General features: G+C 58.3%; 21 protein-coding genes. 4 read left to right on the top strand and 17 right to left on the bottom strand.

The annotated features are described in order from the left end of the window. Positions 1-35: 35 nt before the first annotated feature. Genes Q4Q11_RS03460 through Q4Q11_RS03480 form a run of 5 tightly spaced genes read right to left on the bottom strand, consistent with a single transcriptional unit; the run spans position 36 to position 4,654 of the window. Positions 36-779 carry a branched-chain amino acid ABC transporter ATP-binding protein gene (locus Q4Q11_RS03460; protein ID WP_498568649.1) on the bottom strand — a complete coding sequence of 248 codons (744 nt, stop codon included), beginning with the start codon at positions 777-779 and terminating at the stop codon, positions 36-38. Then, positions 769-1,542, bottom strand: coding sequence for an ABC transporter ATP-binding protein (locus Q4Q11_RS03465; protein ID WP_498568650.1), 774 nt, complete (start codon positions 1,540-1,542; stop codon positions 769-771). Before Q4Q11_RS03465 ends, Q4Q11_RS03460 begins: the two co-directional genes overlap by 11 nt. Continuing rightward, entirely contained in the window at positions 1,539-2,525 is a 987-nt protein-coding gene (locus tag Q4Q11_RS03470) for a branched-chain amino acid ABC transporter permease (RefSeq protein WP_498568651.1), read from the bottom strand. The genes Q4Q11_RS03465 and Q4Q11_RS03470 overlap by 4 nt, the downstream gene beginning before the upstream one ends. A 39-nt stretch (positions 2,526-2,564) precedes the next feature. Beyond that, positions 2,565-3,437 carry a branched-chain amino acid ABC transporter permease gene (locus Q4Q11_RS03475; protein ID WP_498568652.1) on the bottom strand — a complete coding sequence of 291 codons (873 nt, stop codon included), beginning with the start codon at positions 3,435-3,437 and terminating at the stop codon, positions 2,565-2,567. A 23-nt stretch (positions 3,438-3,460) separates the two neighbouring features. Continuing rightward, positions 3,461-4,654: an ABC transporter substrate-binding protein gene (locus tag Q4Q11_RS03480; RefSeq protein ID WP_498568653.1), complete on the bottom strand. Its 1,194-nt coding sequence runs from the start codon at positions 4,652-4,654 to the stop codon at positions 3,461-3,463. Positions 4,655-5,048: 394 nt separating this feature from the next. Between Q4Q11_RS03480 and Q4Q11_RS03485 the strand changes: the two genes are divergently transcribed. Next, a complete protein-coding gene (locus Q4Q11_RS03485) occupies positions 5,049-5,369 on the top strand; it encodes an ATP-binding cassette domain-containing protein (protein WP_498568654.1) in 321 nt (106 codons plus the stop codon). A gap of 80 nt (positions 5,370-5,449) precedes the next feature. Here the strand turns inward: Q4Q11_RS03485 and trbI are convergent, their stop codons facing one another. The 12 genes from trbI to traI are packed head-to-tail and all read right to left on the bottom strand — an operon-like array spanning position 5,450 to position 15,733. Continuing rightward, positions 5,450-6,766, bottom strand: a complete 1,317-nt coding sequence (gene trbI / locus Q4Q11_RS03490) for an IncP-type conjugal transfer protein TrbI (RefSeq protein ID WP_498568655.1) — start codon at positions 6,764-6,766, stop codon at positions 5,450-5,452. A gap of 11 nt (positions 6,767-6,777) precedes the next feature. Further along, positions 6,778-7,239 carry a conjugal transfer protein TrbH gene (gene trbH, locus Q4Q11_RS03495; protein WP_498568656.1) on the bottom strand — a complete coding sequence of 154 codons (462 nt, stop codon included), beginning with the start codon at positions 7,237-7,239 and terminating at the stop codon, positions 6,778-6,780. Then, the gene (gene trbG, locus Q4Q11_RS03500; RefSeq protein ID WP_498568657.1) at positions 7,236-8,060 is read right to left on the bottom strand and encodes a P-type conjugative transfer protein TrbG; all 825 of its coding nucleotides are present in this window, start codon (positions 8,058-8,060) and stop codon (positions 7,236-7,238) included. The genes trbH and trbG overlap by 4 nt, the downstream gene beginning before the upstream one ends. 44 nt (positions 8,061-8,104) lie before the next feature. After that, a complete protein-coding gene (locus Q4Q11_RS03505) occupies positions 8,105-8,767 on the bottom strand; it encodes a conjugal transfer protein TrbF (RefSeq protein ID WP_498568658.1) in 663 nt (220 codons plus the stop codon). 15 nt (positions 8,768-8,782) lie between these two features. Next, positions 8,783-9,985 carry a P-type conjugative transfer protein TrbL gene (gene trbL, locus Q4Q11_RS03510; protein WP_498568659.1) on the bottom strand — a complete coding sequence of 401 codons (1,203 nt, stop codon included), beginning with the start codon at positions 9,983-9,985 and terminating at the stop codon, positions 8,783-8,785. After that, complete coding sequence (gene trbK, locus Q4Q11_RS03515) at positions 9,979-10,203, bottom strand: entry exclusion protein TrbK (protein WP_498568660.1); 225 nt, start codon at positions 10,201-10,203, stop codon at positions 9,979-9,981. The genes trbL and trbK overlap by 7 nt, the downstream gene beginning before the upstream one ends. Further along, entirely contained in the window at positions 10,200-11,009 is an 810-nt protein-coding gene (gene trbJ, locus Q4Q11_RS03520) for a P-type conjugative transfer protein TrbJ (RefSeq protein WP_498568661.1), read from the bottom strand. The genes trbK and trbJ overlap by 4 nt, the downstream gene beginning before the upstream one ends. Then, positions 10,981-13,455, bottom strand: coding sequence for a conjugal transfer protein TrbE (locus Q4Q11_RS03525; RefSeq protein ID WP_498568662.1), 2,475 nt, complete (start codon positions 13,453-13,455; stop codon positions 10,981-10,983). The genes trbJ and Q4Q11_RS03525 overlap by 29 nt, the downstream gene beginning before the upstream one ends. Positions 13,456-13,464: 9 nt before the next feature. After that, positions 13,465-13,764, bottom strand: coding sequence for a conjugal transfer protein TrbD (locus Q4Q11_RS03530; protein WP_498568663.1), 300 nt, complete (start codon positions 13,762-13,764; stop codon positions 13,465-13,467). Further along, a complete protein-coding gene (locus tag Q4Q11_RS03535) occupies positions 13,757-14,137 on the bottom strand; it encodes a TrbC/VirB2 family protein (RefSeq protein ID WP_498568664.1) in 381 nt (126 codons plus the stop codon). The genes Q4Q11_RS03530 and Q4Q11_RS03535 overlap by 8 nt, the downstream gene beginning before the upstream one ends. Continuing rightward, positions 14,127-15,098 carry a P-type conjugative transfer ATPase TrbB gene (gene trbB, locus Q4Q11_RS03540; protein ID WP_498568665.1) on the bottom strand — a complete coding sequence of 324 codons (972 nt, stop codon included), beginning with the start codon at positions 15,096-15,098 and terminating at the stop codon, positions 14,127-14,129. Before trbB ends, Q4Q11_RS03535 begins: the two co-directional genes overlap by 11 nt. Next, entirely contained in the window at positions 15,095-15,733 is a 639-nt protein-coding gene (traI, locus tag Q4Q11_RS03545) for an acyl-homoserine-lactone synthase (protein WP_498568666.1), read from the bottom strand. Before traI ends, trbB begins: the two co-directional genes overlap by 4 nt. 377 nt (positions 15,734-16,110) lie before the next feature. Between traI and repA the strand changes: the two genes are divergently transcribed. From repA to repC, 3 genes are all read left to right on the top strand, one after another. Then, positions 16,111-17,325 (top strand): plasmid partitioning protein RepA, encoded by a 1,215-nt coding sequence (repA, locus tag Q4Q11_RS03550; protein ID WP_498568695.1) that lies wholly within the window; start codon positions 16,111-16,113, stop codon positions 17,323-17,325. Then, positions 17,322-18,344, top strand: a complete 1,023-nt coding sequence (repB, locus tag Q4Q11_RS03555) for a plasmid partitioning protein RepB (RefSeq protein WP_498568667.1) — start codon at positions 17,322-17,324, stop codon at positions 18,342-18,344. Before repA ends, repB begins: the two co-directional genes overlap by 4 nt. A 155-nt stretch (positions 18,345-18,499) precedes the next feature. Further along, positions 18,500-19,714: a plasmid replication protein RepC gene (repC, locus tag Q4Q11_RS03560; RefSeq protein ID WP_498568668.1), complete on the top strand. Its 1,215-nt coding sequence runs from the start codon at positions 18,500-18,502 to the stop codon at positions 19,712-19,714. Positions 19,715-20,022: the final 308 nt, after the last annotated feature.

The raw sequence follows: 20,022 nt of genomic DNA on the forward strand, positions 1-20,022 counted from the left end.
TCCTCGGTGATGTGCGCCCGGCGTGGGCGGTTGCGTTAGTGCGCAGCTTCCGTTTCGCCGCGCATCTTTCCAGTCAGGAAGAGTTCGCCCAGCTCGTCGTGAGTAATTTCCTTCGGCAGCCCATCCCAGATCACCTTGCCCAGGCGAAGGATGACGGCGCGCTCAGCAACCTCCATCGCCTTCTTGGTGTTCTGTTCGACAAGCAGGATAGTCATTCCAGCCGCATGAAGCCGTAGCAGCTCATCGAACACAACGCCGATCGCCGCCGGCGACAATCCGACGGAGGGCTCGTCGACGAGCAGTACCTTAGGACGCTGGAGCACCGCCATTGCGACTTCCAGAAGCTGCTGTTCGCCGCCGGACATGTTTCCGGCAAGGGTGTTGCGCCGCGTCTTCAGGATCGGAAAGAGATCATAGACATAGTCTCTGTCGGACTTCACCTTGGCGTCGCGCAGCGTGTAGGCCGCCATCTGCAGGTTTTCGTCGATCGTCATGAGCGGGAAGTTACAGCGCCCCTGTGGAACGAAGGAAATGCCCTCTCCCAGGATTGCCCGCGATCTGTATCCGGCAATCTCTTTGTCCCGCCACGATATGCTGCCGCCCTTGATGGTCGTCATGCCATAAAGCGTCTTCAACAGCGTCGATTTGCCTGCGCCATTCGGACCCATGAGTGCCACGAATTGACCCGATGGGACGTCCAGATCGACACCGTTGAGAATATCCAGATTGCCGTAGCCGGCGCGAAGACCCTGGATTGAAAGGTTGGAATTAGCCACCAAGGTAGGCCTCCCTCACGCACTGGTCCTGAATGATGTCATGCGGAAGTCCCTCGACGAGTTTCATGCCCTGGTCGAGAACGATGACCCGCTGGCAAATACTGGTGACAACGTCGATGTTGTGTTCGATGACGAGGAAGCTGACGCCAAGGCTTTTGTTTGCATAAAGGATCGTCTCGACAACGCGCTCGATGATCTTCGGATTGATGCCCGCCATCGGCTCGTCGAGAAGGATTAGCTTGGGCTCAGGCATCAGCATCGAGGCGAATTGAATCAGCTTCTGCTGGCCGCCCGACAGGTTTCCGGCCGGCTGGTGCCGCACGTCCCAAAGGCCTGCCATCTTGATGAGATCGCGCGCACGATCCCTCAATCCCGCAACGCGGTTTCGAGACTTGGACCCCAAGCCGAAGGTGGACCATAGCGACGGAAACGTGAACATCTGGCCGGCAATGATCAGATTCTCTTCCACGTCCAGGGACCGGAACGTCACGGTCTTCTGGAACGAGCGCAGCATCCGCCCCTCGCGGGCAATCCTGTTCAGCGACCAACCGGTGATATCCTGACCATCGAGTATCACGGTTCCAGAGTCGGGCTGTGCAAGACCTGTCGAGCAATCGAAGAAGGTGGATTTGCCGGAACCATTCGGCCCGATCAGGCCGGCAATCTCACCGCGATCGATGTGCATCGAGACATCGTTTACCGCCTTGACTGCTCCGTAGGATTTCGTGAGGTTCTTGATCTCCAGGATGGGAAGATGGCTTGTCATTTCGCACCCCCGATGACGTTCCAGAAACGGTTGATGAGCGGTGCAAAACCCTTCTTGAACCAGAAGACGAGCACCAGCAGGCAGAGACCGTAGATGATCATGCGCAATTCGGGCGCCACGCGGAGTGCTTCCGTCAGACCGACGAAGAGCAGGCTGCCGATGATCGTGCCGGAGATCGTGCCGGCGCCACCGCCGAGTACGATGATCAGGACCATCGTCGAATAGTACATCTGGAAGGTCAGCGGGCTGACCACGGTAAGGTAATAGGCGTACAGACTGCCGCCTGCACCGGCAAACGCCGCGCTGATCATGAAGACGATCAGCTTGTAGTGCCAGGTCGGAATTCCGACCGATTCCGCAAGCGTCTCATTCTCGCGGATGGCGACCATGTTGCGGCCTGCGGGAGACCGCACGATCGCCCAGACAAGCAATGTAGCGATGACTGCAACAACAAGCGTCAGATAGTAAAAGTTCGTCGTTCCTGAAATCTTGAAGGACCATGGGCCGAGTTCGAAGAACGGCTTTGGGATGCTCGAAAGCCCCATGTCGCCCCGGGTCAATGAGATCCAGTTCTTCGCAATGGCCTGCCCGATGATCACGAAGCCCAGAGTGCACATCACAAAGGAGGTTGACCTCAATCGCAGGGCCGGAATGCCGAGCGGGAGAGCAAGGCCGCCCGCTATGGCGGCAGCGGCAAGGATGTTCACATAGAAGGGGGTGCCATAATGGACCGCAAGCAGCCCCGACGCGTAGGCGCCGATGCCGAAGAAGGCGGCCTGGGCCAACGACAACAGGCCTGTATAGCCGACCAGCAGGTTCAGCCCATGCGCAGGCAACATGAAAATCAGCGCGATGATCAGGGCATGCGTGACATAACGGCTGCCGATGAAAGGGGCCGCCATTGCAATGATGATCAGCAGCGCGGCGAGTGGAATTCGCAAATCCGGCCGTTTCGGCTGTGCGGTGGTTTCGGTGAGAGACATGTCGTGTCCTCGACGTTCGAGAATGGACCTGCGGTGCGCCTAGAAGCGCGCCTGCGTGGAGAAGAGGCCGTGGGGACGCCACATCAGCATCAGGATGAGGGTCGCAAAACCGACTGTGTCGCGAAACTGCAGGCCGATATAGGTAGCAACCAGGCTCTCCGCGATCCCGAGGATCATAGCCGCGAAGAACGTGCCGCGAACGTTTCCGAGACCGCCCATGATGATGATGGGAAGCGTCTTGAAGGTAATGAGTTCACCCATGCCTCCGTAGACGCTCACGTTGACCGGTGCGGTCAGCACTCCCGAAAGAGCGGCGAGAGCAGCGCCGAGGATGAACGTCCGCAGCACCACCTGCGAGACGTCGATGCCGACCACCTCGCAGCATTCGATATTCTGCGAGACCGCCCGCATAGCCTTGCCCATGCGGCTGTAGGAAACCATCAGTTCCAGGCCGATGAAGACCAGAAGCGTCACGATCAGGATCAGGATTCGCTGCTCGGCAATGCTGAAACCGAGGATCGACACCGGCTGGATATAGCCTCCCGAAAAGAACTTGTAGCCACCCCCGAAGACGAGAATGACTGTGTTCTGCAAGACGAGAGCAATCCCGAGCGTGGCGAGCACCCCGGCCTCCGCCGGAGCGCCGACCATGCGCTGCATCACGAAGCGTCCGACAACATAGGCGATCACGATTGTCGATAAGACACCGACCACGATCGACGCCTCGTACGACAGACCGAGATAGTCGATTGCGAACCACGCACCGAATGTTCCCAGCATGTAGTACTCGCCGTGAGCGAAGTTGATTGCCCGCAGGACGCCGAAGATCATCGTCATGCCGACAGCGACGATCGCGTAGACGGAACCGGTCACGATGCCGTTGACGACCTGCTCGAGGATAGTCGAGAACATGGGTAGCACTCCTCCCGGCCAGGTTACTGGGTCGGATATTTGATATCTGCGGTGTAGGCTCCTTTTATGCCGGGCTTGCCGTTCTCGATCTGCAGCAGGATCATCGGCAAACGCGCCTGGTTGTGATCGTCAAAGGTGACCTCACCCACGGGACTCTTATACTTGATCTTGGAAAGGGCATCGCGAACCTTTTCCTGATCGATACTGCCTGCTTCATGGATCGCTTCCGCAAGCAGATGCACCGTATCCCAATGAACGTAGGCGTGGTTATTGGGTGCGTCCTTGTAAGTCGTCGTGAACCTCTCGACGAACGCCTTGCTTTCAGGCGAATCCCAGGCAGGCAGCCAGGCCGCGGCCTCAACGGCCCCTTCAAGCGCGGTCGGAGCAGTTGCTATCGTCTTTGCCGTATTGAATTCGCCATTGCCGATGAGGGTCACCTTGCCCGCAAGGCCGAGTTCCACCATCTGCCGCGCGACGATGGGTGTCGTGTCGGCAAGGCCGTACATGATGATCGCCTGCGCGCCGTTGTCGCGAATTTTCGACAACACACTGCGGAAGTCGACCTCACCTTCCTTGTAGTAGTCTTCGCTGAGGATTTCGCCCTTGAACTCGGGGAGGTATTTCTTGGTGAATTCGATCGCCGAGCGACCGTAGTCCGTATCGACGGACAGTACTGCAAATTTGGTAAAGCCGCGCTGTTCGGCTGCGTATTTCGCAACGATCAAAGCACGGTTCTCATCGGTCGGATAATTGCGGAAGGTCCATTTGTAACCGCCGACGCCCGCTCCATAGGTGATTTTCGGATTGGAGGACGCGGCGTTGAGGAGAAGGACGCCGGCATCTTCGACAACCGGCTGCATGGCCAAGGTGACAGAGCTGGAGACATCGCCGATGATGAAGCCGACTTCGTCTTCATCGATCAGACGGCGCGTCGCTGAGACGCCTTCGACCGGCGTTCCCTGGCTGTCAGCGTTGTAGAGCTCGATCTTGTGGCCGTCGACACCACCTGCATCGTTGATTTCTTTGACTGCCAGTTCCGCGCCATGCATCGAGAATGCGCCGTAACGCGCATTCGGGCCGCTCATCGGCGCAACGATGCCCAGCTTGATCGGATCTCCATCCGCTTTCGCGGAAATCGGGAACCCTGGCACTGCGGCGGCCAGCATCAGGAGTGCAGTGGAGACAAAGATAGCTCTGCGGCTAAGTGAATGGGTCATCTGTTCCGCTCCGTGTTAGGAAACCTTTTTATCGGTCCGTTCTGGACCGTTTATGCCGCTTAAGCGGTTCTCGGGAGCCGGCCTTAGCCGACGATCTCACAGTAAGTTCATGCATCAGAGCTTGGCCAACACAACTCCACTCTGCCGCCATAGTGATTCCTTATGGCAGACTTTGAGGCAGACGTCGTCTGTGACAGGTATGAATCAGCAAGGAAAGATCGTTGATCAGCGATGCCGCGCGCAAGCTCGAAGATCATATGGCGACAGGTAGCCGGTGAGCTGATGAAACACGGAGATTCCAAGATGAACGCGATCGTCGAAATGAAACGCATTAACAAGTTTTACGGCTTTCACCATTGCTCAAGGACATCGATCTCTCACTCGCGGCGAAGTCATGGTCATCCTGGGCGCCAGCGGTTCGGGGAAATCGACCCCCGATCCGGTCCGCCTTGAGATGTACCAGAACGGCGGCCTCGCAGTCGACGGTTTCGACATGCCCGTCGAAGCAGATCGCAGACTGAGAGGAGAGCGCGAGCTTTCCGCGATCCGGAAAGGCGTCGGCATGGTTTTCCAGCAATTCGGCCTTTTTCCACAAGGCAGTGCTCGACAACATCACGATCGCTCCCAAGCGCGTCTGCAAGAAGTCTCGCGACGAAGCCGAGGCGACGGCAATGAAGCTTCTGGCTCGCGTCGGCCTTCGCACCCATGCCCATAAGTATTCTTAAGTGGATCAATTAACTTGGAGCGTCGAATATTCCAGCCCAAATTTGACTGAGCATGCTGCTACGGAGCTAATCATCGGTAGTTGCCGGAAAATATGATGTCCTGGTCAACGAGAACGTTGAATTTGTATCCAGGCCGGATCTCAAGTGTCGGCTGAATATTGAGGTTCTTGCCGATCGTCTGCTCGGCGACACGGCCAAAGCTCTCCGCAAAATTTCGTCTCGCCGCATCGGACGCCGTATCCTGCGTGGCAAGTGTCGAACTCTCCGGCATGGACGCGTCGATCCCCGTTCCGATGAGCGCGATCAGTACGGCCGACCCGAATGTCTTCAGATAGTGGTTGTTCACCTTATCGTTGAAACCGCCATAGCCTTGAGCATCCGTGCCCGCCATGCCACCGATCTGGAGTGTCGAGCCGTTCGGAAAGACAATATCGGTCCAGACGACGAGAACACGGTTCTGGCCGAATGACACCTTGCTGTCGTATCGGCCAAGCAGCTTCGTTCCCTGCGGGATCAGGAGGCGATATCCGGTTGCGGAGTCGAAGACATTCTGGCTGACCTGGGCGGTGATCCGCCCCGGCAGATCGGAGTTGATACCGGTAATCAGTGTTGCGGGAATGACTGAACCTCGTTTCAGCTCATAAGGAGACTGCTGCGGCACAACCCGATTCGGCAGGTAACCGGCCTCCTTGAGATCGGCATTGAAGAAGTCCTCCTTGGACTTTTGCGCGTTCGGATCGAGATTCTGTCCGCCTATGCCGGCACGTAGCGCCGCCGTATAGAGGTCCGATGCCCCGCTATTGGTTGTCGTGGAGGCAGAGGAATTGGTCGTCGTGGCATTTGCATCGGAGGTCTCTCCTCCCTTCGAACTGAATTTCCCATGATCGACAGAGATGGGGGCATCATAGGCCGAGTTATTGGCTTGAAGTCTCGCCATCCGCTGGCGTTGCAGCTCGCGCAAATATTGCTCGTCTTGTTCGCGCTTCAGGCGGGCACGCCAAACGTTTTCGGCCTCGAGTTCCTGGGCTGGCTGCGTCTCCCGCCGATGCTCGGGATTTGGCGTGAACGGATTGGTCGCACCCTTCTCATCCTTTGCTTCGATAGGCGTCGGCTGGAGGGGCAAGGTTTGTTGGGGTTCGCCAATGATCGCGTCGCTGACGCCGCGCTTGAGCTGGTCGGCAAATGTCGATGCTGGGTTGCCGGAGCCTCCACCGGGACCTTCGTCTCGGCGAAGAAATATCCCACGTGTGGCGAGGCCATAGAAGATGACCGCAAGGAAAGCGACGAGCAGCACGACTACGACGATGATCGGAAGTCGATTGACCCGGCGGATCCTATTCTCAGCGTCCTGATTGGGCGCACCGCCGAGCTTGAGGGATTGCACCATTGTTCCCGCCCCTACCCGCGACGCATCACGGAAAGCGGGCTTGCCGGCGACGCGCCTCGCTGGGTCACGCTGTAAGCGCGGCCGAACTCCATACCTTTCGTCGATAGCCGTGCAAGAACTTGCCCCTCGAAGGGTTCGACGACATAGGCGAGCGGGATGGCCGCATTGTTTCCGGCGGTCTTCCCGTCCGTGACCACGGCATAGCCCTGCCCTCGAAGAGCAGACTCCATTGCTCGTCCGAATGGTGAGCCATCCTGTTTCAGTGCGATCGTGCCGGTTCCCGGACCGACGTATTCAGAAAGCCGGCTCACCATGTCCGTTGCGATCGAAGCTGCTGTTGCGGCGGAAATGCCCGCTGGAGTCTTGCTGGCAACCAGCCCCCTCGGACCAAGGCTCTGGCAGCCGGAGACGACAAGGCAGAGCATGAGGACAAGGACTACACGACGGATGGAGCGAACGGACAAAGCTCTCATCTCCGCCCTCCCCGTCGGATCGTGATCTTTTCCTGCTTCCAGCCGACGCCGGAGACCAGCACCGCCTTGTCGACATTATAATCGACGATCATCATATTGTTCTTCATTCGATAATTGACGATGCGGTTTTCGCCGCCAGAGACGACAAACAGCACGGGTGCGTCCTGACCAGAAATCGCCCGCGGAAACTGGATGTAGGTCTTCGAGCCGTCGCTGTAGACACGGCTCGGTCGCCAACCGGCGCTACCCGAGATCGAATAGCCGAATTGCAATTGCTCCGCCGGGACGCCTGCACCGGGAATCGTGCTCGCTTCCATGCGCGCGTTGACGTCGGCAAGTTTTGCCGAGACGTCCTCCGGAAACTCAAAGCCAACGCGTGCCATATATTGCGTCTGGTTCGACTTGAGCTGGATATGGTAAGTCCGGCGCGAGGTCGTGACGACCATCGAGGTTACGAGGTTCGCCTCCGAAGGCTTGACGATGAGGTGGATTGCCTGAGCGCCGGCCGCTCCCGAGGTCGCGGGCTCGACCTTCCAGCGCACGGTATCGCCCACCAGCACATCGCGCACGACTTCGCCAGCCTGAAGCTCGATATCGCAAACCTGGAGCGGCGAGCACACCACGGAGGGTTGGACCTCACCGTAGAGAAAGATCACTTTGCCGTCCGGACCTTTCGTCACGAGGCCGGCATTGCCCCGCCAGCGGCCGGATATGCTTGTCCCCTTGGCTTCGTTCGCCGAAAGGTTTTGGGCGATCGCCTGTGATGCGACCGTGGCGCCGGAAATGTTGATCGTCAATGCGATCACAATGGATCCGGCCATCCGGGCTATTGTCGTTCTGTTATTCATGTTGGGGTGCATGCCTCTTAGAGCTGGGCCGTCCAGTCGAAATCGCGGAGATAAAGGCCTATCGGATTGAAGCGGATGATGGCCTCGTCCTGCGGGGGCGTGAGCGTGACCGTTGCGACACCGCGAAACCGGCGGATGCCGGTTTCCTTGCCCTTGCGGTCGCGTTCGAATTCGGCCCAGTCGACCTGATAGCTCTGGTTCGAGAGAGCAACGATGTTGTTCACCTCGATGGCGACGGTCGCCGTTTTCGCCTTCTCGAAGGGCGAGGAGGAGCGGAACCAGGCATTGACCTTTTCGGTTGCGGGATCAGAGGTTCTCAAGAGCGCATAGGTGCGATCGATGTACTGTTTCTGCACGACAGCATCCGGGGTGACGCTCCGGAAATTCGAGACGAAACTTCCGAGCGTTGCCCTGACGACGCGGGGATCGGCATATTCGATCTGCTCCGGAAAGCCGGCGCTCGAGGCCGTGCCGAGCTTGTCGACCTCCACGATGTAAGGAACGAGCTTGACCTGCGTGCTCTGGAAGAGCGCGTAGGAAAAGCCAATCACCGCCATGACCATGCCGGTAATGCCGACGGCGCGCCAGCCGGCCGCGGCCTTCACATATGAGCCATAGCGCTCGTTCCATTCCTGCCGTGCGGCAAGATAGGGATTTTCGGGCGGGTTGCCTGTCGCCATTGCCAGATGGTCTCCTTATGTCTTGTCATCGATCGGCGGCGGTGGTGACTTCGACGACGGACCGCCGCCCGGCCTGCGGCTCTCATCGAGCTTTGCATTAGCAAGCCCCAGTAGCGAGCCTGCGTAAGCGCCGGGTGACGCAATCGCCTTGTCCTTGGCGGAGGAGGCCGTCGCCCTTCCTGCACCGCCGATGCCGGACGCCATGCCGCGAAGTGCTGCTCCCATCATGGATGAGCCACTCGCTCGAGCGGCGCTTGCCGTCTGCGTGCCCTTCACTGCGGCGCCCGCGCCGAGAAATGCGCCGCCGGCGGCAAAAGTTGCCGCCTGCCCGCCATGGCGGATGGCTTCCATGCCGCCTGAAACCGATGCCCCTTGCACCACGCCCTGAAGGATCGGCGGGACATACATCGCGACGATGAAGACGACGACCGAGATGCCCGCGATTGCCAAAGTGGTGATGAACTGGTCCGATGTGGCGGTCGGCGCCTCAGCGAGACCGAGCAGGATGTCGGATCCGATCTTGGCGATCATGACCAGTCCCATCAGTTTCATGCCAACTGAGAAGGCGTAGACCAGATACCGGACCGCGAAATCCTTGGTGAAGGAGGAGCCGCCGAGACCAAGCATGATCATGCCGGCCAGAAGCCCCACATACATCTCGACCATTACCGCGACGAAGATTGCTGCAACAAGCGAGAAGGCAATCACCACAATCACCATTGCGAACACGGCGGCGATCGCCAGCGCATTGTCTTCGAAGAGACCAAATTGCACCTGTTCCGACATCTTCGAAGCGACCCGGATCCCGGCGTCGAAGATGTTTGCCGGTGATGCGGAGCCGCCGCCGGCACCAAGCTGAAACAGACTGTCGACGATCGCCTTGGCAAGCGCCGGTCCGCGGTCGAGGATGAAGGCGAACAGGCCGATGAACATGATCCGACGCACCAGCTCGGCGAACCAGGCGTCCAGGCTTGCCGCATTGATGGCGAGCCAGACCGCGGCGATGCCGATTTCGATGCCGGCGAGAATCCAGAACAGGGACCGCGCCGCATTCGTGCCCGTCGTCTCCCAGCCCTTGGCCGCGGTAACGACGGAGTTTTCGAGGGTGGTCAGAACCTCGCCGCTTTGTTGCGCGAACGCCGGCCCACTCGTGAGAAGCACGAGGGCAATGACCATGAAACTGAGCTCAAGGGCGCGGGACGGACGAATAACTACCATCTTAGCCTCATTTCCTGCCCGCCGCGGACATCACGTTCAGGATCGCCGCCGAAGAAGTGCGTCCGCCGGTCTCGTCGAGCTACGTCGGAATTTGTCGTCCCACTTGCTGGGGCGACAGTTGTTTCGTCTTGCTTCGACGTCGACACGAATGTCCAGGCCGCGATGCTGGCCGCGGTTACACCAAGGGTGACTATCGTTATGATGACGAGACGGCTCACCAGCGCGGCTCCATCGTCTGGCCACCTCGGATATCCGTTTGTGGCGCGTTGAAGAACTTTTCCCGCCGTGCTTGGGCGAGATCCTTTTGCGCTTGCTCGGACTGATACCAAGTCCCCATCATCGTCATCTGCTGAGAGACGAGGCCCCGAAGCTTCTGCATCTGCCCCACCTGCTGCGCGGCAATTTCATGGCCGACCTGCAGCGCCTTCATCTGCCCGTCGGCTGATTCCGACATCGAGCGAAGCGATGACATGGTGGATTCCTCGCTTGAGAACTGGTCGGCGGTCAGGTTTGCGGCCTTCAGCGTTCCGGCGATCGTATCGCGATTGGTGGTCGACCAGCCCTGATAGGTCGAGGAAAAGCTCGCTCCATCAGGCAGATTGCTCTTCATGTCCGCAAAACTCTGGAAGCGCTGCTTCAGGACATCGTCGATATTGCCCATGGAGAAGGCGACGCCCTGCCCCTGCGCAACAACGTTCTGCAGGCTTTTCAGATCGCTCTCGACCTGTCCCCAAACGTGATTGGGAAGCCGGGCGGTGTTTTGAAGCATGTTCTGGTAGATATTGAGCTGGTTCTGAATCTGCTCGGCAAGTTGCGAGATCTGCTTGATCTGGTTGTTCACCTGTTCGGCCGACTTGCCAACGAGGCTGATGAGCTCTGTATTGTTGGCGATCTGTGTCCACTCCGTCGCTTGCCCCGTCACTCCGCCGGCTTGAGCGGGCGTCGGCAGGGCAGCCGTGAACACGTTCGCAAAGATGAGAGAGGCGCGCGTCGTCTCACGCGGCAGATAGAAGCGTCTCGGCATCGGCAATCCCCCTTTGGTGGAGCCATTCGACAGGCCAGGCGGCCGCGTATTGCGCGTGAAGAGCGCGTATCTGTTTGAGATCCACCTTGCCGGATGCACCGACGAAGGAGAGCGCTACCGGCCCGAGCGCCATGTCGAACAGCCTCCGGCCTTCGGGCGATGCGACGTAGTATTCCCGCTTCGGAAGGGCCGTTGCCACGATCTCGATCTGCCGCGCATTGAAGCCGATCCGCTCGTAGAACTCGCGTGTGCCCGGCTCGCGCGCAGCACCATTCGGCAGGCAGATCTTTGTCGGACAACTCTCCTTCAAGACATCGATAATGCCGGAGCGCTCTGCGTCGGAGATGGACTGGGTGGCAAGCACAACAGCACAGTTCGCCTTGCGCAAAACCTTGAGCCACTCGCGGATCTTGTCGCGGAATGTCGGATGGCCGAGCATCAGCCACGCTTCGTCGAGAAGGATGAGGCTCGGCGCTCCCGTCAGACGTTTCTCGATTCTGCGGAACAGATAGGTGAGAACCGGAACGAGGTTCCGCTCGCCCATATTCATGAGCTCTTCGATTTCGAAGCATTGGAAGGTGCCAAGCGACAGGCCGTCCTGCTCGGCATCAAGAAGCTGTCCCATCGGGCCGTCGACCGTATAGTGATGGACTGCGTCCTTGATCTCGCGCATCTGCACGCCGGAGACGAAGTCCGAAAGTGAGCGTCCCCGAGACTGGGACATTAACGCGATCTGACGCGAGATCGCGTTGCGATAGTCCGGCGTGACGGTAACACCCTGCAGGGTAACCAGCATCTCGATCCATTCGCTTGCCCAGGCGCGATCACTTTTCCTGGAGAGTTCGGCGAGTGGGCAGAAAGCCAATGCCCTCCCCTCCCCGCTTGACGATTCAGCGTCCGCGGGATCACCGCCGATCTCGTAGTGGTCGGCGCCGAGGCCCAGCGTGAGCGGCAACATCGAGCGGCCTTTGTCGAAGGCGAACACTTGCGCGCAGGGGTAGCGTCGGAACTGGGCTGCGATCAGCGCTAAAAGTGTCGATTTGCCGGAGCCTGTCGGACCGAAGACAAGCGTGTGGCCGACATCATCGACATGGAGGTTCAGGCGGAACGGTGTCGACCCCGTCGCCACCTGCATCAGCGGTGGCGATCCCGGTGGATAGAATGGACATGGCGCCTGGGGGCTTCCCGACCATACCGAATTCAATGGAATCAGGTCGGCGAGATTGCGCGTGTTGATTAGCGGTTCGCGAATATTGGCATAAGAGACGCCCGGCAGGCTGCCGATGAATGCATCGGTCGCATTCAGCGTTTCGATCCGCGCGCCAAATCCTTCCGCCTGGATCAATCGACGGATTGCTTCGCATTTTTCCTGGATACGACTTTGATCCTCGTCGAAGAGGACAATGACAGGGGTGTAGTAGCCATAGGTAACGAGTTGGGAGGCGGCCTCGGCAATCGCATCCTCAGCCTCAGCCACCATCGACATTGCGTCCTGGTCGAGCGAACGGCTCTCAGTCTGGAACAATTGATCGAAGAAGGGACGCACCTTTTGCTGCCACTTCTTGCGCGTTCGTTCCAGCTTTTGGCGCGCTTCTTGCTCGTCCAAGAAGATGAATCGCGATGACCAGCGATATGTCAGCGGCATCCGATCGAGGGCGCTCAGAATCCCGGGCCAGCTCTCGGCCGGCAATCCATCGATGGCAACCACGCCAAGGAAACGGTTTTCCACCAGGGGCGTCAGACCATGCTGCAGCTCTGCGGTCACCAGCCAGTCCAGATACATCGGAATGTCGGGTAGGCGAAGAGGATGGTTCTCTCCGGCAATGCAGAAGCGCGCGAACTGGAGAAGCTCGTCGTAGCGTGCGACCCGGAATCCGCCGCGTTCGTCGGTTTCACGGGTTGCCATGCGACGGATCGAGACGACATTGCCAAGATATTGTTCGATCTCACGGATGGATGTCCGGAAGCTGTCGAGCATCGTCGTGGCATAAGATGCCGACCGGCTTTCCGAGTCGGAATAGACATAGCGCGCGAGCCTAGAACGTCTCGGCTCCGGTGGACGCCATGTGAGGATAAGGGCATGCCGGCTTTCGAAATGCCCCCTCTCCCGCTGGAAGTGCGCTCGGCGCTCGGCGTCGATTGCGCGCGTCACCGGATCAGGGAAGAAGCATTCGCTCTCGTCCGGATAGTTCGATGTCGGCACGCGAACGGCTTCGACCTGGATCATCCAGCCGGATCCGAGGCGAGCAAGGATCGTGTTGATCTGGCGCGATACCTCGTTGCGCTCAGCGTCGGTCGAACTTTCGCTGTCAGGCCCGGCGAAGTACCAGCCTGCCATCAGCGATCCGTCCTTCAAAAGAACGACACCGTTGTCGACCAAGCCAGCATAGGGGACGAGGTCGGCAAAGGAGGGCCTGGAATGACGGAAGGACTTGAGCGCTACCATCTCAGGCTCTCAGAACTTGCGCCATGGCGTCGACGTCGGCCGGTAATGGGCCTTGTACGAGACATGACGAATGTAGACGCGTCGCATCAAGGGATCGGACTTCGCCATCATCCTGAGTGCAGCGATCGCCATCAGCCAGAGGCCGAGACCGAACAGAGCTGCGTACCAAGTCAGAACGACGAAGATCAGGATGATCGACGCGAGGCCGCTCAAAAGGACCAATTCGCGGTCCGCGCCCATCAGCAGGTTCGGGCGTGAAAGTGCGCGATGTATCCGAGACTGCGCGAGATTGCTGCCAGGTTCAGCCATGTGCAGACCCTCTCCTCGCCTGGCTTGAGGCCTGATGTGGCGACGCGCCGATCGATGCGCCGGTGGCGCCGAATAGGGCAACAATCTGCGTGGCGCCAAGGAGAACGCCGCCGACGAGCGCGATATAGCAAAGGCGCCGCGCGAAGTCGTTGAGCTCGCCGCCGAAGATCAGCATCCCGCCGGCGATCGCGACGGCGGCCAGAGCAATGAAGCCCGCCACTGGGCCGGTGATCGATTGCTGGATCTGTTGGAGCGGAGATTCCCAGGGCAGACCGCCGCCGCCCGACGAGGCAAGCGCCGGGTCGGCCAGAGCTGCTGACAACAGGACCGCGATCAGGCCGCCGGTAAGGGCATATTGACGCTTACGCTGCATGGCTATCCTCATCGATTTGGGCATAGTGTTCGGTGCGGTAGCGAGAGTTCTCGAAACCCTCGACATGGATGACGTCGCGGACCCTTCTGCCGCGCCCCGTCCGCTCGATGGATACGACAAGGTCTACGGCCTCGCCGATCACGTCCTGCATGGACTGCTGGCTGGCTTCGGCTGTCAGTTGCTCGAGGCGGCGCAGCGCGGACATCGCCGTATTCGAGTGAATAGTGGTGACCCCGCCGGCATGGCCGGTGTTCCAGGCCTTGAGAAGCGTGAGTGCGGCACCATCACGGACCTCCCCGACAATGATCCGGTCGGGCCGAAGCCGCATAGTGCTCTTCAGAAGCCGCGCCATGTCGACAGTATCGCTTGTGTGAAGCGAAACGGCGTTGTCCGCCGTGCATCGGATTTCGGCTGTGTCTTCGAGAATGATCAGGCGATCGTCGGGCGCGCGCGCGACGATTTCCGCGATAACCGCATTGGCGAGCGTGGTCTTGCCCGAGCCCGTACCACCGGAAACCACGATATTCATGCGTGATCCGATCGCCTCCCGCAGGACGGAAGCCTGCGCTTCCGTCATGATTTTGGACTTCACATAGTCGTCGAGCGGGATCAGTCGCGACGCCCGCTTGCGGATTGTGAATACCGGTGAGGCGACCACGGGCGGCAACAAACCTTCGAAACGATGTCCTCCGATCGGAAGCTCACCGGAAATGATAGGTTGCTCGATGTCGGCCTCAGACTGGAGTGCGTGGGCCACGCTACCTATAATGACCTCTGCGGCGGTTGAATCCATCGCGCCCGCCGGCACGACGCCGTGACCGAGCCGCTCGATAAAGAGCCTGCCGTCGGGGTTCAGCATGATCTCGACGACGGCCGCATCATCAAGGGCGACGCAGAGCTGATTGCCCAGAGCGTCTTGAAGTTTGCGGACGAGGCGCGGATGAGAACGGAGTTGGGTCATACTGCGCCCCCGATCCGTCCCGCGTTTCTGCTGCCGGCAAGTGAACGATATGTTGCCGGACGAACTCGTTCGAAGCTTTCGCGATCAAGTGGGAGGCTTCCGGCAACCGCGATTGTGTTGCCGATTTGAGCCGGCTCGCCAAGCCGATCCATCGGCCAGCCGGCACGCTTCAATATCCGCTCGAAGCGAAGATCGGTCGCGGTGACGAGTTGGGTATACCCGTTCGCCACCGACCATTCGATAATCGCAGCGAACATGGTGAGGGTGACAAAGTGGAGCTGGCCCCCTCCCCTGCTCGCTGCAACTGAAGTGTCGACACAGAAGCGGGAACTCTCGATCGTCGTCTCTCGCTCGGGAAGCGTGCGCTTTTCCAGGAGCTGCGGAAAAGTGCACTCAAGCATCGTCGGGCCGTTCGCTGGGAGAAGGCGAGCGCAGCCGGCGATCGATCCATCCGGCGTCACAACAAGGATGTAGGTGGGGTGAAGTTCGTCGTACTCATCTCGCTCTTCGCCGGCGACAATTTTGACATCCCATGCCAGCCTGTTGCCGAATACTGCGGCGCGCAGCTGATGCATCTTCTTCAGATAGCTCGCACGACTTTCGTAGATATCCGGAGGAACGACGAGTATTTGCATGCTCTACTCCACATAGATTGGACTACGTGAAGTGGAAACCATGCTTGTCAGCTTCAGGCTACGTGCAGATTTGCACCTACTGATTCTGTCGAGTCGGAGAGAAGTTCAGTACCTGGGACCGTGGCTGGGGGGTGGAAGATGCGCGATTTCATGTGCAAATCTGCAGTTGGACGCAACTGGTCAAGCAACCGGGAATCGATCTAATACTCGGAAAGTCTTCAGCAATATTGGCTGTCCCAAGGTTTCGGCGAACGCGCGTTAACGTGCCGTTAACCAAAAAGCTCTTGCTCGCCAACGAGAATCGACGCTTATTGTTACCGGCGGAACTTTGCCGGTTCCGCGAAAAATACCGCCACTGGCAAGAAATGGGTTTTGAGATGGCGAAGACCGCCGCAAAAATAACGCCTATTGTTGAAGGGCTGACTGCGTTGATGGAGCGTCATGCTGAGGCGCTCTCCAGTCAACTTCAAATACATCATCTCAAGGTATTTCCGCCAACAGCCGAGAAGGGCATCCGGACATTCGCGCCGTCCGAGGCATCGAAACTCCTCGGAGTCGGTGAATCCTATCTACGGCAGATCGCGTCTGAGATGCCGGAACTGAATGTTAGCATCAGCCCGGGAGGGCGGCGAACTTTTTCCATTGAAGATATTCACGTGCTTCGCAAGCACATGGATCAAGTTGGCCGCGGGAACCGACGCTATCTGCCACATCGTCGCGATGGTGAGCAGTTGCAGGTTATTTCCGTCATGAATTTCAAGGGCGGTTCGGGAAAAACGACGACGGCTGCGCATTTGGCTCAGTATCTGGCGATGCGCGGCTACCGAATCCTTGCAATCGATCTTGATCCTCAGGCCAGTCTTTCAGCCCTTTTTGGCAGCCAGCCCGAAACGGACGTTGGTCCAAATGAGACCCTTTACGGCGCGATTAGATACGATGAGGAACGTGTGCCGATCGAGCAAGTCGTTCGAGGGACGTATATTCCAGACCTACACCTCATACCTGGGAACCTCGAACTGATGGAATTCGAGCACGACACACCCCGTGCTCTGATGAAGCGGAAGGAAGGCGACACTCTCTTCTATGGTCGAATCAGTCAAGTCATCGAGGATATTGCTGAGAACTACGACGTCGTCGTCATTGATTGTCCTCCCCAACTCGGCTACCTCACGTTGTCGGCGCTGACGGCTGCGACATCCATCTTGGTCACCGTCCATCCGCAGATGCTTGATGTCATGTCGATGAACCAGTTCCTGGCAATGACGTCGAACTTGTTGAGGGAGATCGAGAACGCCGGAGCCGAATTCAAGTTTAACTGGATGCGTTACCTGATAACCCGCTTCGAGCCGAGCGATGGTCCGCAAAACCAGATGGTCGGTTATCTTCGTTCGATCTTCGGGGAAAATGTTCTTAATTTCCCGATGCTTAAAACCACTGCGGTTTCGGATGCCGGTCTGACGAACCAGACACTTTTTGAAGTTGAGCGTAGCCAATTTACCCGATCAACCTATGACCGAGCTCTGGAGGCAATGAACGCCGTTAACGGCGAGATTGAAACGCTGATTAAAAGAGCATGGGGTAGACCCACATGAGCCGAAAAGATATCCTTGGAGTATCAACAAGCACTGCCGATACAGCGGCAATCGAAAGTAGAACCGCCAAGAACCGTTCCATGCCGCTTCTCGGTGTCGCGAGGAAAGAGCGCGATCCGGCGACGAAACTGACCGCGAACATCGGTAACGCGTTGCGCGAGCAAAATGAGCGGCTCGGCCGAGCCGAAGAGATCGAGAGACGTCTTGCCGAGGGCCAAGCTGTGATTGAGCTGGACGCCTCGTCGATTGAGCCCTCTTTCGTCCAGGATAGGATGCAAGGTGACATCGACGGTCTGCTGGCGTCCATCCGTGAACAGGGGCAGCAGGTTCCAATCCTGGTGAGACCGCATCCAGAGCAGTCTGGCCGCTATCAGGTTGCTTTTGGGCACCGAAGGCTGCGGGCTGTTTCGGATCTGGGTGTGCCTGTGAAGGCAGTCGTTCGCGAGCTCACAGACGAGCAACTTGTCGTAGCTCAGGGCCAGGAAAACAACGAGAGACAAGATCTGACCTTCATTGAGAAGGCGCGCTTCGCACATCGGCTCAACAAACAGTTTACACGAGAAGTCGTTATCGCCGCGATGTCGATCGACAAAAGCAATTTGTCCAAGATGCTTCTTCTCGTCGACGCCCTCCCCTCTGAGCTGATCGACGCTATCGGGGCCGCACCAGGAATCGGACGCCCAAGCTGGCAGCAATTGGCGGAACTCGTTGAGAAAGCGCAATCTCCATCGGAGGCGATCACATTTGCGACCTCAGAGGCAGTGCAAGCATTACCATCGGCGGATCGATTTAAGGCAGTGATCGCTCGTTTAAAGCCTGGCCGGCCCACGCGTGGTCTGCCTCATGTGATGTCGACCCCTGACGGGGACAGACTGGCGCAGGTGACGCAGAGCAAATCGAAACTGGAAATCACGATCGACAGGAAAGCCACGCCGGACTTTGCCGCTTTTGTGCTGGAGCAATTGCCGGCGCTCTACCAAGATTATCGGACCAAGGTTCAACCCAAACACGGAGAGTAATCCGCAAAAGAAAAGAGCCTCCTCAACGTCGCCGCCGCGGAAGCCCTTCTGTCTCTGTAGCAAGAACAGAATCGCATTTCCTCGAATCCTCGTCAAGAGTTTTTGGCACCGTTTCGGTGAGCTGATTTCTTTTGCCTGCTGAAAGGTGAAAGACGATGCAGACGGGAAGTGTGACGACGCCATTTGGGCGGCGGCCGATGACGGTTGCGCTTGTTCGGCGCCAGACGGCGGCGGCCCAGATCAGGCGCGGCAAGACTGTTGATAAATGGAAGGTGTTCAGGGACGCCTCGGCAGCAATGGAGCTGCTTGGGATTCAGTCCAATAGTCTCGCGGTTCTTGATGCTCTTTTGAGTTTTTACCCCGATAACGAACTGAGCCAGGATGCGCAATTGATTGTGTTTCCTTCGAATGCGCAGCTTACGCTACGTGCTCACGCTATGTCAGGCGCCACCTTACGCAGGCATCTCGCCTTGCTCGTGGAAGCAGGGTTGATCATCCGTAAGGACAGCGCCAATGGAAAGCGCTATGCGCGTAGGGACGGAGACGGGCAGATCGAGAATGCGTTTGGCTTTGACCTGTCCCCTCTCCTTGTCCGCTCAGAAGAATTGGCGGCCCTTGCTCAACAGGTGTTCGCTGATAGAGCAAATCTGAGGAGGGCAAGGGAGAATCTGACGATTTGCCGGCGCGATGTTCGAAAGCTCATCACGGCGGCCATGGAAGAGGGTGCTGAGGGCGACTGGCTAACTGCTGAGGACGTCTACGTCGCTCTTGTTCGCAAAATTCCGCGTGCGCCCACACTGTCGGACCTCAGGGCTGTTCTTAAAGAAATGGAGATGCTCCGGGCCGAAATAATCAACCGATTGGAAACGCAGAAATTTCCTGAAAATATAAGCAGCAATGATGCTCATATTGAGCAGCACAAACAGAATTCAAATACCGAATCCATACATGAATTTGAACCTCGCTCTGAAAAAGAGCAGGGGGCGAAGTTCAGCGGAAACGCACGACCATCGAGCGAGGCGATGAAAGCGTTTCCGCTAAGTGTCGTGTTAAAAGCCTGCCCAACGATATCGGATTATGGACCTGATGGCACAATCCGAAGCTGGCGGGACCTGATGTCGGCCGCGGTGGTTGTTCGCTCTATGCTGGCCGTAAGCCCCTCAGCGTATCAAGACGCTTGCGAGGTAATGGGTCCAGAAAATACGGCTGCGGCGGTCGCCTGCATGCTGGAGCGTGCTAACTTCATCAGTTCCGCCGGCGGCTATCTAAGGGATCTTACTCGACGTAGCGAACGAGGGGAGTTCTCGCTTGGGCCAATGATCATGGCCTTGCTAAGGGCCAACGGGCAGGTTGGCTCGCTGGCTGGTTAATGCGTGTCGCATTTCTTCAACCTCACAGCGGCGGATCCAAAAAATGTCGGCATTCAACAACCAAAATGAGGGACGAGCTAAATTCCGATAGAAGGTGCGGCGAGGTCGTGGCAGCACAGGCGGGCAATTAAGGTCTGGGTCCCAGTTGACGCAAATGCGCGGGGGCGATGGCCGGATCTTTGGGGGGAGGATTATTCAGTGCGCTTAGTCAGCTTGGTATTGATCGATGTTTCACCGATAAAAGTTGCCATGCCAGAGATTTGCTGAAGAAGCGCCGCCGAGGCGATCTCGGGCCGCAATTGGTGACT

This window comes from Rhizobium sp. UFLA01-1127 (assembly GCF_059803845.1).